Annotated in this window: 16 protein-coding genes; 9 read left to right on the top strand and 7 right to left on the bottom strand. The window is 68.8% G+C overall.

Translation table 11 applies throughout. The annotated features are described in order from the left end of the window. Positions 1–74: 74 nt before the first annotated feature. Entirely contained in the window at positions 75–851 is a 777-nt protein-coding gene (locus LDL49_RS06555) for a phosphotransferase (protein WP_225290015.1), read from the bottom strand. 226 nt (positions 852–1077) lie between these two features. Here LDL49_RS06555 and LDL49_RS06550 point away from each other — a divergent pair, with 226 nt between their 5' ends. Genes LDL49_RS06550 through LDL49_RS06535 form a run of 4 tightly spaced genes read left to right on the top strand, consistent with a single transcriptional unit; the run spans position 1078 to position 3168 of the window. Further along, a complete protein-coding gene (locus tag LDL49_RS06550) occupies positions 1078–1590 on the top strand; it encodes a hypothetical protein (RefSeq protein WP_225290014.1) in 513 nt (170 codons plus the stop codon). Positions 1591–1639: 49 nt separating this feature from the next. Then, positions 1640–2455: a hypothetical protein gene (locus tag LDL49_RS06545; protein ID WP_225290013.1), complete on the top strand. Its 816-nt coding sequence runs from the start codon at positions 1640–1642 to the stop codon at positions 2453–2455. Beyond that, entirely contained in the window at positions 2452–2850 is a 399-nt protein-coding gene (locus tag LDL49_RS06540; RefSeq protein ID WP_225290012.1) for a YbaB/EbfC family nucleoid-associated protein, read from the top strand. Before LDL49_RS06545 ends, LDL49_RS06540 begins: the two co-directional genes overlap by 4 nt. A 3-nt stretch (positions 2851–2853) precedes the next feature. Further along, the gene (locus LDL49_RS06535; RefSeq protein WP_225290011.1) at positions 2854–3168 is read left to right on the top strand and encodes a YbaB/EbfC family nucleoid-associated protein; all 315 of its coding nucleotides are present in this window, start codon (positions 2854–2856) and stop codon (positions 3166–3168) included. A gap of 75 nt (positions 3169–3243) precedes the next feature. On the opposite strand, the gene LDL49_RS06530 is transcribed toward LDL49_RS06535, so the two are convergent. After that, a complete protein-coding gene (locus tag LDL49_RS06530; RefSeq protein WP_225290010.1) occupies positions 3244–3717 on the bottom strand; it encodes an RrF2 family transcriptional regulator in 474 nt (157 codons plus the stop codon). Positions 3718–3800: 83 nt separating this feature from the next. Between LDL49_RS06530 and LDL49_RS06525 the strand changes: the two genes are divergently transcribed. After that, positions 3801–4544: an SDR family oxidoreductase gene (locus LDL49_RS06525; protein ID WP_225290009.1), complete on the top strand. Its 744-nt coding sequence runs from the start codon at positions 3801–3803 to the stop codon at positions 4542–4544. 22 nt (positions 4545–4566) lie between these two features. Here the strand turns inward: LDL49_RS06525 and LDL49_RS06520 are convergent, their stop codons facing one another. Continuing rightward, positions 4567–5262: an SDR family NAD(P)-dependent oxidoreductase gene (locus tag LDL49_RS06520; protein ID WP_225290008.1), complete on the bottom strand. Its 696-nt coding sequence runs from the start codon at positions 5260–5262 to the stop codon at positions 4567–4569. Positions 5263–5364: 102 nt separating this feature from the next. On the opposite strand from LDL49_RS06520, the gene LDL49_RS06515 reads away from it, so the two are divergent. Next, entirely contained in the window at positions 5365–6207 is an 843-nt protein-coding gene (locus LDL49_RS06515; RefSeq protein ID WP_225290007.1) for a helix-turn-helix transcriptional regulator, read from the top strand. Between the two features lie 255 nt (positions 6208–6462). On the opposite strand, the gene LDL49_RS06510 is transcribed toward LDL49_RS06515, so the two are convergent. From LDL49_RS06510 to LDL49_RS06500, 3 genes are all read right to left on the bottom strand, one after another. Continuing rightward, positions 6463–8172 carry a YncE family protein gene (locus LDL49_RS06510; RefSeq protein WP_225290006.1) on the bottom strand — a complete coding sequence of 570 codons (1710 nt, stop codon included), beginning with the start codon at positions 8170–8172 and terminating at the stop codon, positions 6463–6465. A 496-nt stretch (positions 8173–8668) separates the two neighbouring features. After that, positions 8669–8878, bottom strand: a complete 210-nt coding sequence (locus LDL49_RS06505) for a DUF397 domain-containing protein (RefSeq protein ID WP_225290005.1) — start codon at positions 8876–8878, stop codon at positions 8669–8671. Next, positions 8875–9636, bottom strand: a complete 762-nt coding sequence (locus LDL49_RS06500; RefSeq protein ID WP_225290590.1) for a helix-turn-helix domain-containing protein — start codon at positions 9634–9636, stop codon at positions 8875–8877. The genes LDL49_RS06505 and LDL49_RS06500 overlap by 4 nt, the downstream gene beginning before the upstream one ends. 206 nt (positions 9637–9842) lie before the next feature. On the opposite strand from LDL49_RS06500, the gene LDL49_RS59080 reads away from it, so the two are divergent. From LDL49_RS59080 to LDL49_RS06490, 3 genes are all read left to right on the top strand, one after another. Continuing rightward, positions 9843–10253: an ATP-binding protein gene (locus tag LDL49_RS59080; RefSeq protein WP_372470344.1), complete on the top strand. Its 411-nt coding sequence runs from the start codon at positions 9843–9845 to the stop codon at positions 10251–10253. Positions 10254–10507: 254 nt separating this feature from the next. After that, a complete protein-coding gene (locus LDL49_RS06495; protein ID WP_225290004.1) occupies positions 10508–11266 on the top strand; it encodes an SDR family NAD(P)-dependent oxidoreductase in 759 nt (252 codons plus the stop codon). A gap of 16 nt (positions 11267–11282) precedes the next feature. Next, positions 11283–11726 (top strand): MerR family transcriptional regulator, encoded by a 444-nt coding sequence (locus LDL49_RS06490; RefSeq protein ID WP_225290003.1) that lies wholly within the window; start codon positions 11283–11285, stop codon positions 11724–11726. Between the two features lie 3 nt (positions 11727–11729). On the opposite strand, the gene LDL49_RS06485 is transcribed toward LDL49_RS06490, so the two are convergent. After that, positions 11730–12884 (bottom strand): hypothetical protein, encoded by a 1155-nt coding sequence (locus tag LDL49_RS06485; protein WP_225290002.1) that lies wholly within the window; start codon positions 12882–12884, stop codon positions 11730–11732. Between the last annotated feature and the right edge of the window lie 251 nt (positions 12885–13135).

Genomic DNA, 13135 nt, shown 5'->3' with positions numbered 1-13135 from the left:
TCATTATCTCCTATTTTCCGGAGATGTCACGCCCGTGAGATCACAAAAAGGTCACGTCTCCCGGCGGACGGGCCTCAGCCGCGCTTCCAGAAGCTCTCCGGCAGCGCCTCGATCTCGACCACGGCCTGTTCGAGGTTCGCGGCGAACGGCAGGAGCGCCTGGTAGACCGGCTCACCGCCTTCGGCGAGCCGGCGGATGACCTCGGCGTTCATCCGCGCCCGGTCGACCACCTCGGAGCGGAACGCCGTACGGTCCCCCTCGTAGCCGTAGGCGTCGAGCAGCAGGTGCAGCCGCCGGGACCGGTCCTCGAACGCCGTGAACCCTTGCTCGGTGACGACGCGCCGGGCGTGCAGCGGAACCCACGTCAACGCGCTGTAGGCCAGATCGCGCTCCCGCGAGGACGGCCCGGCGGTGTCCCAGTCGACGAACCCGACCAGGTCGTCCTCCTGCCAGACCGCGTTGTAAGGCGAGGCGTCGTGGTGCCCGATGACCAGCCCCGGCCGCCAGGGACGCCCGGTGAACCAGACCGCGTCCGGCTCGGGCACGAACGTCGCCGTAGCGTCGTGCAGCCGCCGCATCCAGGCCCCGACCTGCTTGAGCGCGCTGTCCGACCAGGGCCACGCGGGCCAGGGAACCTGCTCCCCGATCGTGTCGCCCTGGAGGTAGGTCAGCACCTCGCGCCCCCGCTCGTCGAACCCGAGCACCCGCGGCGCCCCCTCGAACCCGGCCGCCTCCAGATGGGCCAGCACGGTGTGGACGGTGCGCGTCCACGGGTTGGCGGGCCGATGGACGGTCTCACCGATGCGCACTCCGCCGACATGCCTGCCACCCGGCAGGGGCTGCTCGTCCATGACGCCGTTTCTACTCCCGGCCCGCCGGTCGCCGCACCTGGTTTTCCTGGCTGGCCGGGGACGAGCCTGGTCAACTGGTCCGCGTATCTCGTCCCAGCTCGTCATGGCAGGGGCCATAGAGATCACTACCGACAGAAACCCCCCACCCTGCGGAAACGGGGGTTCGCGCGGTCATTTACCATGATCGTGGTAAAAATGTCCCGTGTCGTCCGATAAACCTTTATCCATGGCCAGTCAACCGCCCAGTAACCCTTCGCCGACCGCCTCCACGGGCTCGCCGGCGTTCGGGACGCCCGGCCCCTCGCCGTCGCTGGTAAGCCCGTGCCCGCACATCCCCGCGTGCCCGCCGCCCCTGTGCCTCCCGTCGCGGCTACGCGCGCAGCCGGTGCAGGCCTCACTGGCCAAGTCCGCGCCACTGCCCGAGGACACCGACAGCCCCGCGAAAGGCTACGAGACCGACGCGGGGTACGTGCGGAAGTTCGCCAGCACCATGGACGACTCGGCCACCGGCGTGGACACCGTCAAGCAGTGGACTCCTCGCTTCGAGGGCTGGAATCTGGCTCCCATGGCCGGAGTGCCCATTGTCGGGCTGATGTTCGTCAACCGGTTGAACACCATCGCCGACACCTGGCGGGACAGCGCGGGCATCCTCTCCGAAGTGCTGCGCACCGACAGCGGCAAGATTGACAAAGCCGCAGACAACTACGTCGCCGCCGCGCGGGCCAGCACCGCCGAGTGAGGAGAGATTCGCGATGTCGACTCCGTCTGGAGAACCGCCGAAGCTGATCGTGCCGGGCAGCACCACCCCTGTGGCCAATCAGCAGCTCTACGTCTCCAACGCCGGCGGCACCGTACAGCGGACCGTCACAGTCGCTCCCAAGCCGCGCACCGACCCCGGCTTCTACAAGCGGCTGATCACGGAGCTGAATCCGCTGCGCCAGTCCAACAGGGCCGCGATGGCTGTTTCGGGGCTCGGCGTCGCCGCGCTCGCGCTGGACGTGGCGGCCACCCTCAACCTGGGCAACCCGTTCCTGTTCTACGATCGGCGTGAGCAGTGGAAGAGCATGGCCGGACTGCTGGAAGGCAGCCGGTCCGACTTGTGGCGTGCCTTTTTTGACGACATCTCCCCCAACTGGAAGGGCCAAGCGAGGGATACGCTCCAGCAGTACGTCCGATTTAACGTCAACGGCTTGTACGGCCAGCTTGGCAAGATCACTGACGAGATGAGCGGCGCCATGCACGGCCAGTACAAAGAGGTACTGGAGTACGACCTGTCGGTGTTCGGGCTCTACGCCACTTCGGCCCCCATACTGCGCACCGTCGCCGCCATGAGCGCACACCCGGTGGGGAGGGTCGCCCTGATGACCCAGGTGGGCCTGTTCATGAGCGCGGCAGGAAATCTGGTCAAGCAGTTCGCCGACGTGTACAACTCCTACGAGGGCACCCTCAACAAGCTCGAACTCAAGCTCAACGATCTGAGGGGCGCCTTCTACCGGTCCGGCAACCCGGCGCTGGGGGCACGCGATCTCCACCTCACGCCTGCGATCTCGGACCCCGCCCAGCTGGAAAACTACTGGGTTCCCATGTCGAAGGAAGCCTCATGAGGCATGTCGAGGCGTTCGCCGGGGGTCGGCAGGACGATGTCGACGGACTGCTGCGCGAGACGGACGGCTGGGCGCGCACCCTGGCCGGGGCGCTGGGCGAGTTGGAGGAGGAACGGCTGGCGGGCGCCGACCCGTCCGAGGTCGTCCGCGCCGAGGTGTCCGGCACCGGCCGCCTGCGCGGGTTGTCCATCGACCCGCGCGGCCTGCGCGGCCTGGACCACGTCCAGCTCGCCCAGGCCGTTTGTGAGGCGATCGCCGCGGCCCACCTCGCGATGGGGGAGCGGCTGACTCAGGTCGTCCAGGATCTGACGGGACAAGCGCCTGACACCGCGGGCACAGAGGGCGCCGCCGACCCGCTCGACGGCCACATCCGCAACGTGCTGCGAGGAGAGTGAGCGATGGAGGGCATGGAGGAGGCGCAGGCGCGGCTGGCGGCGTTGATCGCCGCCGCCGAGCAGGCGGAGGCGAGGGTGGAGGAGTGGAGCGCCGCCGAGTTCGCCGGCGTGGCCGACGAGGGTGGGATTGTGGCCGTCACCGACGCGCTCGGCACCATCACCCGGTTGGAGATCTCCCCGCGGAGCAGGAGGCGACTGGACGCGACGGGCTTGGCCGCCGCCATCCTCGCGGCGATCACGACAGCCGAGGAGGCCGCAGTGGCCTCCAGGGACGCGCTGCTAGGGAGTTTGCACGCCGCTTCGGGCAGGATCGTCTAACCCTTCACCTGCGCTTTGAGATTGTTGAGCTCGCCAGTACCCCGACTGCGCCAGCTCGCCGTCCTGCGGGGCGGCCTACGCCGTCCCCGCCAGGAGCAGCCGGGTGCGGGCCGGCGCCGAAGGGGGCAGTGCGGCGAGGATGTCGGCGAGGGTGACCCCGGCAAGGCTGCCTCGCCATGCCTCGTGCGCGTCGGCCATCTTCTCGGCGAGGACGCAGGTGCGGCGGCAGTCCTCGGCAGGCAGCGCGCCCCGTCCTCGTTGGCGGATCTCCCGGCACTCGTACGGAGGGGACGTGCCGTCGACGGCCTCGACGATCCGCAGGAGCGTAATCTCGGAAGGGGGCTGCGCGAGCCGGAACCCGCCCCGCGGCCCCGTGGTCGCGGCCAGCAGACCGGCCCTGACAAGCGCCTTCAGCTGCTTGGTGAGATAGGCCGCCGGAAGGTCGTAGTACTGCGCGAGTTGTGCCGCCGACGCACTGGCTCCCGCGTCGAGCTGCGCCAGCGTCGTGGCGCAGTGCAGAACCCATTCAGTGCTCACCGGCAGCTTCACGACTCCCAGCCTATCGCAGATATTATGGACCTGTTTAGTCCGTGATAGCGTCTCGCGGGTCAGCCAGAGAAAGAGAGATCATCATGCGGATCGCGATCGCCGGTGCGACCGGGAACATCGGGGCCCTCACCGTCGCCGCCCTCGAACGCGGCGGGCACGAGGTCGTGCGGATCAGCCGCTCGCTGGGCGTGGACCTGGTGACCGGCGACGGCCTCGACGACGCGCTGGCCGGCGTCGAGGCGGTCATCGACGCCACCAACGGACCGGCGACCGACGAGGCCGAGACGGTGGCCTACTTCGGCACCGCCACGCGAAATCTGCTCTCCGCCGAGGAGCGCGCCGGCGTCCGTCACCATGTGCTGCTCTCGATCGTCGGGATCGATCGCCTCGAGGGCAACGCCCACTACGCCGGCAAGCGGGAACAGGAGCGCCTCGTGTCCGCGGGAGCGGTGCCGTGGACGATCGTCCCGGCCACGCAGTTCCACGACTTCGCCGCGCTGCTGACGAGCTGGACCGAGCAGGACGGTGTCGCGACGATCCCGCCGCTGCTCGTACAGCCGATCGCGCCCGCGGACGTGGCCGACATCCTCACCGAGATCGCGGTGGGCGAGCCGCGGGGACGTTATGTCGACGTCGCCGGTCCCGACCCACAGGACCTGGTGGACATGGCCCGGCGCACCAACGAGGCGCGCGGCCGTACGGTGAAGCTCGTGCCCACGTGGTCGGCGATATTCGGCCCGGCGGCGGCCGGCAACGCGCTCCTGCCCGGCGAGGGCGCCCGCATCGCGCCGACCACCTTCGACGAGTGGCTCGCGCAACAGCGCTAGGAAGGCCTTTCGCGGCGTCGCCTTACCAGGGTGCCACTCCGGCGGGGTCGAAGAACGCCCCGGTGGGCCCGTCGGCGCCGAGCAGCGCGGCTCGGACGATCGGGGCCGCACCCTCCTCGACGGTCTGGGTCCCGCTGAAGCCGTTGAGATCGGTGGCGGTGTAGCCGGGATCGACCACGTTGACCCGCAGCTCGGGGCAGAGCCTCGCGTACTGGACGGTCAGCATGGCGAGCGCGGCCTTGGAGGCGGTGTAGGCCAAGGCGGGCACCTTGGACTCGATGCGCTCGGGGTCGTGAACCCGGGAGAACGAACCGAGGCCGCTGCCGACGTTGACCACGACTCCATGCCCGCCGCGCAGCAGCAGCGGCAGGAACGCGTGGGTCACCCGGACGACGCCCACGACATTGGTGTTCAGGACGGTCTCCAGGTCCGCCCCGGTGAACTCGCTCGCCGGAGGCGCGCCACCGGCGATCCCCGCATTGTTGACCAGGACGTCCAGGCCGCCCTGCTCCTTGTCCACGAGTTCCGCGGCCGCCTGGACCGACGCCTCGTCGGTGACGTCGATGAGCAGCGGCAGCGCGCCCAGCTCCTTCGCGGCCCGCCGGGCGTTGTCCGCGTTGCGTGCGCCGATGTAGACGGTATGGCCCGCTGCGACGAGCTGGCGGGCGGTCTCGAAGCCGAGGCCCTTGTTCGCCCCGGTGATCACTGTCGTTGTCATGACTCCAGCCTCACACTGTCGTCGCAGGTCGTGCCAGCGAAGGGTCTTCCTGGGAACACCCGTACCAGGCACGGGCCGGGCAGATGGTGCGACGATGAGAGAGTGAGTGGCAACGGCGAACTGGCGACGATCCTGCGGGTCTGGCGCGAGCGGCTGCCCCCCGCGCAGGCGGGCCTGCCCGCCAACGGACAACGGCGCACGCGGGGCCTGCGGCGCGAGGAGCTCGCGATGCTGGCGGGCGTGTCGGCCGACTACATCGTGCGCCTGGAGCAGGGCCGCGCCTCGACACCGTCGGCGCAGGTGTGCGCCGCGCTGGCCCGGGCGCTGCAACTGGACGACGCCGAACAGACCCATCTCTTCCTGCTGGCCGGCCATGCGGTCGGCAGCGGGCGGATCGGCCAGTTGGTCCCGGCGAGCGTACGGAGGCTGCTGAACCGGCTCGATGATCACCCGATCGCCGTGTACGACGCGATGTGGACGCTCATCCTCTGGAACCGGCCCTGGGCGGCGCTGATCGGCGACCCATCGGCCCTCGACGAGCAGGACCGCCATGTGCTCTGGCAGGCTTACACCGGCCAGCCGCACCGGATCATCATGACACCCGCCGAGTGGGCGGCCTTCGAGCGCTCGATGGTCGCGGACCTCCGGCGGACCGCGGCGCGCTATCCCGACGACCCGCGGCTACGCGCGTTCGTCCAGAAGCTCCGCGACCACAGCGACTCCTTCCGAGCGCAGTGGGACGCCCATCTGGTCTCCGACCACCACCAGGCCACCAAGAGCATCGACCACCCCGAGGTGGGCAGGATCGACCTGGACTGCGACATCCTCGCCAGCCAGCACGGCGACCTGCGGATAGTCATCTACACCGCGCAGCCGGGCAGCGAATCGGAGACCAAACTCGCCCTGCTCGCCGCCATCGGCACTCAGACCATGACGCCCGGCTAGAGGCGGCGTGTCCGCCGACTGCTGGTCACCCACCGTCGGCAACCTGGCCGTGCACCGCTCCTCCGGCGTCGGCAATCACGCCTTCTTCCTGCTCGCCAACGGCAGCGGCCCATCGGCCTGGGGCGACAGCCCGACCTGCGACGGCTCCACCGTCATGCGATCCATTCGCCACCGTGGGAACGATCGACCTGGACTGCTGCACCCGGCCGGCCGGGAGACGGCGAGGCGGGTCGCCGTCACCCGGGCGTCGGGATGCTACGCGGGCGGCTGGAGGACGGTGACCACCTGGGTGGTCCTGGCTGACTCCATGGTCGAGCTGCCGAACAACAGGAGGGTGTACGTGTGTTCCCCGGCCCTGGTCGGCGTATCCGAGAAGCTGAACGACCCGTCGGCGGCGGTGGTCAACTTCACCAGGTGCTTCGAGGTGACGCTGCCATCCGGGCTGACGACCTTACGCGAGACGGTGATGATCTCCCCCGGGAAGGTGATGCCGTCGGCACCGACGGTGCCGCTGAACTCGAGTCGCTCGCCGACGTTGCCCGTCGCCGGTCCGGTCACGGTGAGCGTCGGCTCGTACCGGGACACTGTGACGGTCACCGAGGAGCCGCTACCCCAGAACCATGAGTTGCCCGGCCAGTACACCTGATACTTGAACGCCCCGAGGGACGGCGGGGCGTCGGTGAATTGGTAGGTCCCGTCCGCCGCCGTGGTGATCTCCTGGAACGGCCTGGAAGTGCCGTCGGGGAGCCAGCGGTACAGTTCGAGCGCCTGTACGCCGGGGGGCAGTCCGCTGCTCAGCGTGAGTCGTCCGCTGAAGGTCGACTGCTTGAGCGCGGTCACCTTGGAGGGAGCCGTCAAGGTCAGCGTGGAGGAGTGGTAGGGCGAGGGCGGCAGCCGCCAGAGGTGCATCCGCCCGGTGCCGGGCTCTTTCAAAACCGCGAAGGTGAGTGTGCCGTAGAACTCGATGCTGCCCGCCACCACCGCCTTCCCCTGGGCGGCGGCTGTGTAGATGACCTCCGCGGTGGTCGCGTCGTACACCACGAGCTCCGCCGCGTCGCCCGCGGAGGAGTTCCAGCCGCCCACGACGTAGGCGCCGTTCGGGCTGGCCCCGACAGCGGTGGGGAGGCCGTGCTCGCCGAATCCGCTGCTGTCGTAGGCGCGGCCCTGAGTCAGGGCTGTCGTGTCCCAGGCGTCGAACTGGCGGGTATCGTCCAACGCCGACAGCGCCGCCGACCCGTAATCGGCGAGTGCGAGATCCCGCAGGGCCGGCAGCCCGTCCGCGCCTGCGCGGATCTCGCCGCGCGAAGTGGCGGGCGTGGTGTCGATGTCGTACACCTTGACTGTGGCGGGGCTGACTCCCGGCTCCCCGGCCACCAGCGTGTTCCCGGCGACGGCGACCAGCGGAGCCTGGGTCGTGGCCGGTCCGACCCGGACGGGGGTGGGTGTCGCTGCCGCCGGAATGAGACCGAGAACGCCTCCCTCTCCCGCTTCGCCGCAACCGAATCCGATCCACAGCCGGTCGTACGACTGCGCCAGGCTCGACGGGCACGGGTACGCGGTGAGGTCGATGCGCTTGGTGATGGCCAGCGTGGTGGTGTCGATCTCGATCACTTCATGCGAATCCCGCAGCGCCGCGTACACCTTCCTGCCGGTCTCCGGCGAGGCCAGGGCGACGGCACCGGACAGGCCGGAGATCGTGTTGATGACCTTGCCGTCGATGGACGCGACCACGATCTGGTCACCGGCGGCGACGAAGACCTTGCCGCTGCGCGCCACCACGTCTCCGCCCTTGCCGGCGACGCCGAGGTCGGTGACGGTCGCGGCGGTCGCGGCAGTGGCGGCGGTCGCGGCGGTGGCGGCGGTGGGCGCCTGAGTGGCGAGCAGGGCCGCCGTCAGGAGCAGGGTCCCGGCCCAGGCGACTAATCGGCGGGACAGAGGAGCATGGGCAGAGGTTGATGGGCGCACAGGCACTCCGTTCTGGAGGAGAAGAGGAGAGTCGAGCACCCCGGCATGACTACGGGACCCGCTCCCACTGACGATCTTCGCAAATCGAACACATATTCGCATAGCGTGGGATTGCCGTCTAGGGCATCGGCCATGGGGTACCGGCAAGAAAGGTGTCAGTACCAAGCCCAAACAGTGTTGATCTTGTTGTGACTTGCCTGGCCACTGCTGGGCGGACATGACGCCCCGTCGAACACGTCTCCCTGCTGAGCGTCGTGCAGGCGCACGTCAGGAGAGTCATCGGCTCCATGCCCCAGGGCGCGAATCAGCAGCGACCGCTGGGGGTAGGAGCTGCCGGACGAGCGAATGGACAGACGCGCTGGACACGCGCGCGATCGCCGGCCGACCGTAGGGGTGGACGATCGCCGCCCACCGGGGCACGCGTCGTGGCCTTTTGAGACGCCGCCTCTAGTCGCCTAACTTCGCCCAACCAGCCGGGCAAGCCCTGGCGGTCTGGCTAGAAGTCGAACTCTCCCTTGGACATCCCATCCCGGAAGGCGTCCCATTCAGCCTTTGTGTAGACCAGGACAGGCCCGTCCGGATGCTGGCTGTGCCGCACTCCCACGCGCCCACCGCTGAGCGGGGCAACCTCCACGCAGTTGCCGCCCGTTCCTCCGCTGGCTGTGGCCTTCCGCCATGTGGCTCCGGACAATTCCTCGTCGATCATGACTCCACCACCCTTTGTATGATCTCCCTGCTTACATATGTAGCCTGTGCCAGGCCGGACAGTAGCTCCCAGCGCTGGTTCAGCTTCCGGAGCATGTCGGCCTGGTGGGTGACCTCTCCGTTCTCGGTGTTCTCCAGGAACGCCGCGTAGGTGTCGTCATCCTGTGCGATCACAAACGAGCCGATGAGGCCCGCCGTGCTGCCCGATGACAGGGGGACAATTCGCACGGTAATGCATGAACGGTCCATCAGAGCAAGCAGTTTTCCTAGCTGTTCTCGCATCGCCTCGCGGCCACCGATCCGGCGAAGGATGGCGCTCTCATCAAGGATGAACGACAGCGCAGGAGGGTTCGGCCTATGGATGATGGCCTGTCGTCGAAGCCTCGCCTTGACTGCCTTCTCCACCTCCCCTGGGACGGCTCCCGGTTCTCCCATGAACACGGCTCTAGCGTATGCCTCGGTTTGGAGAAGACCAGGGATCAGCCCGAGCTCATAGGTGCGAATGGTCTGTGCGGCTTCTTCTATCGCGGGCCATTTACGGAACCACTTCGGGCTTACAGACCGGATGCCGGGTAGCAGCTCAAGCAGCTCTCCACCCAACCCCAGCGCCCTTTCAAGCTGCCGTGTGAATTGCTCTGTGGGTAGGCGAGTCCCCCGCTCCACCGAGCCGATCAGGCTCTCGCTACAGGGCAGCAGCGTCGCGAGTCTTGCGTGCGTAAGGTTCTTCGCCGTCCGATACTCAGCATTCGTAGTCGGTATTCATCTACAGCGGCCTTGGTCCTGCTATTCACCTCTTCCGCGATATCGCACCCTTTCGCTCTCGCCACACATCCGCACACACAAGTCAACCATGCTCTGCGAAGGATTTGGAGGGGCGTTACGGGAGACATTCCCTTTGCCTAGAGCCATGGCTTTGGACTTGTAACCGCACATGCACAGGTGAGTTTGTACGTTCCGAGGTGGCCATGCGAGCAGCTGTGTCAGACCCCCCGTACGCAGGTGTCAAGGTATGGACGACGGGCGAGGTGGAAGCCCACCGGATTCCCTCGCTGGCCCGCCGAGAACTCGCGGAATGGATGGGCCCGGACCATCCCGCTCTTCCCGACCTTCAGGAAATAGCCTCAGAACTGCTCACTAACGCCATCATTCACGCGAACGCCCTATGGGTCCGGATGCACCTGATCCCCCAATCGGGCTTTTGGCGATTGACCATCACCGACCCCGGAAACTCCGGCGAAACTCCACACGCGCGCCGGCCTCGACCAACCGAGACGGGAGGGCGCGGACTCCTGGTCGTGGACGCCCTCACCAACGGCCAGTGGGATACCCACCGCAGCCCGGTCGGCGAACGCGTCGTGTGGGCGCTCCCTCGTTAGACATCCCCACGGTCGGTACGACGGTGCCTCTACCTGCCGTGGGGTGCAAACCTCCCTTGCCCCCCAGGGAGGAGAAGGCCCCGAGACGCGCGTCCGCCGCAGCGTTCCGTCTGGGGGCTTTTCCCAGCCGCCGCGTCGTACTGGCTTCCCCGACCGCCGCGTCGTAACTCCAAGACGGAGTCGCCATTTTGACCTTGACCCCCGGGTCAGCCTTTAGCGTCGCGGTCACTCACCTGCGGACAGAGAGGACACTCATGGACGGCCTGGCAGGCAAGGGCGTGGTCATCACCGGAGGCGGCACGGGGATTGGCCGCGCCACGGCTCACCAGTTCGCCGCCGAAGGCGCGCGAGTGCTCGTCGTCGGTCGCACCGCCGCGCGCCTGGAGGAGACCGCTGCCGCGTACCCCTCGATCAGTACGTTCGTCGCGGACGGCGCGGCAGCCGATGGGCCCGAGCGCATCGCCGAGGCGGCGGTGGAGCGGCTGGGCCGGATCGACGTCCTGGTCAACAATGCCGCGATCACCCGGCCCGCCGCGCTCGGGACGATCGATCGCGGTACCGCCGAAGAGCAGATCGCCACGAACCTCCTCGCTCCCCTCTTCCTGGCCCAGGCCGCCCTGCCGCACCTGGCCGCCGCGAAGGGGACGATCGTGAATGTGTCCTCCAACCCGCCCTCGTACGGCTGGCCGGACAACTCCGTCTACGGATCCACCAAGGTCGCGCTCGACTTCCTGACGGCCACCTGGGCGGTCGAGCTCGCACCCAAGGGTGTTCGGGTCGTGTCCGTGGCGCCCGGCATCACCGCCACACCCGTGCTGGCGCACGCCGGATTCACCCAGGAGCAGATCGCTGCCTCGGGCGCGGGACTCGTGGGACGCATCCCGCTCGGTCGCATCGCCCAGCCCGGTGAGATCGCCTGGTGGATCGTGAACGTGACGCGGCCCGAGGCCGGGTACCTCACCGGCACGGTGGTTCGCGTGGACGGCGGCCTCTCCGTGGGAGCGGGGGTATAAGGCATAAACTGCGACGGTGCTGATCGGGGAGCTGGCGCGAGCGAGCGGCGTCACCGTCCGGGCCCTGCGCTATTACGAGCAGCAGGGCCTGCTTGAGCCGGAACGGGCCGTCAACGGCTACCGGCATTACGACGGCGGCGCGGTGGCCAAGGTCCGCAACATTCAGCTCCTGTTGTCGAACGGCTTCACCGCCCAGGACGTACGCGGCTTCCTGCCCTGCCTGGACGACGGCGAGGTGTCGCTGGGACCGGCCTGCCCGCCCAGTGTGGAAGCGGTGAGCAGGAAGGTCGCGGCCCTGGAGCAGCGGATCGCCGAGCTGAGCGCCGTACGAGATCGGCTTGTGGCGGCTCTGACCGGCAGCGCGACGCCACGGCAAGCGGCTCTCACCGAAAACGCGACGACGCGGCAACCCGGCACCATCGCTCGCCACCCCGCCTACACCCGCCCCGCTCACGATTAGCGGTCACACCAGCTGAGGTGACGGGCGGCGGCCGGCGCCTTGGCCGCAGTGGCGGCACTGGCCGCGGCGGCGCAGGTGGTAGGCGAGGGCCGCGGCGGCCAGCGCTCCTCCCCAGAGCGGCCAGAGCGTCTCCGGCAGCCAGGCGCCCCACTCCGCCATGGAGAACCGGCCCGCGATCGCCCCGCGGATGTACGTCATGCCGGCCACTGTGACGATGATCGCGACCAGCGTCGCCGGGATGATGGCGAGCAGCGGCGGCACTCGCCTGCCCCTCAGGCCGAGGATCCAGCGCGGGAAGACCTCGCCCCAGCGCTGCGCCAGCCCGAGAGTGAGCACGCCGCCGCCGGCGCCGAAGGTGGCGAGGTAGGCACCGGCCAGCCAGATGCCGGGAGCATCGCGTGCGCCCTCGACGAGGAACTCCTTGCTCACCCCCAGCGGGACACCGAGCGCCCAGCACCACCGGGTCGCACAGTAGACCAGCGGCACCGTGGCGGCGATGTAGACGGCCCGGCGCCCCCACCGAGCCGCCGCCTCGGGCGCGGTCCAGCCGTCCTGGCCGGTACGCCCACACGTACGGCAGGCCTCACGGCGACGCCGCTGATAGGCGAGCGCCGCGGCGGCCAGCAGCACTCCGCCCAGCACGCACACGAGCTGGTTGACCACCGGCCACGGCCAGGCATCGGCCAAGGTGGTGCCGTTCACGTTCAGGTCGAAGAGCGGCGCGACGGCCAGCACCGGGCTGTAGGCCACGCCCATCATGAGGCGGGAGTCGGGGATCACGATGATCAGCAAGACCGCCATGAGCCAGGCCAGAAGCAAGGGCGTGAGAGAGGCCAGACCACGTCCGTGGGTCGCCGTCTGCGCGTGGCGGATCGGTCCGACTCGGTCGCTTCGGCCGGTACGGGCGAGCGTCAGTGCGACGACTGTGCTGAGCAGGCCGAATGCGGCGATCCACCAGCCGCCGGGGCGCGGAGTGGCGTCGGCGAGGATGGACAGCGCTCCGTCCAGGTCGGGGTCGGAAGTACCCCAGGGGAAGCCGGGTGCGCCAAGGGCCCAGGCCACGCCGAGCAGGCCATAACTCAGAGACCACAGGGCCGCCGCGTAGCCCGCCCACGCGGGCCAGCGCGAGATCAGGGACCGCGGGGTTGTTGTTGTCATGTGACCAGCGTGCTGGCTGAGGTTGCCGCGGACCATCTGTCCTTCGGCGGACCTCGACGCCGTTCAGGCGGTGTGGCTATGCCATTCGGCAGAGGCGGGCACACGGAACGTCGTGCTGCGTCGGCGCTGCGCAGCGTCCCGCGCGGATCGGCGAGACCCCGTGCCGTCATCTTGGCAGTCACACCCCCACTTTCACGGCCCGTGAAAGTCATAGCCGCTTCCGGATGAGTACAGGTGATCCGTCATCCGAG

Source organism: Nonomuraea aurantiaca, assembly GCF_020215705.1.
Taxonomy (GTDB): Bacteria; Actinomycetota; Actinomycetes; order Streptosporangiales; family Streptosporangiaceae; genus Nonomuraea; species Nonomuraea aurantiaca.
The sequence above is the reverse complement of the archived record's forward strand: the minus strand, read 5'-3'. Positions and strand labels throughout refer to the sequence as shown.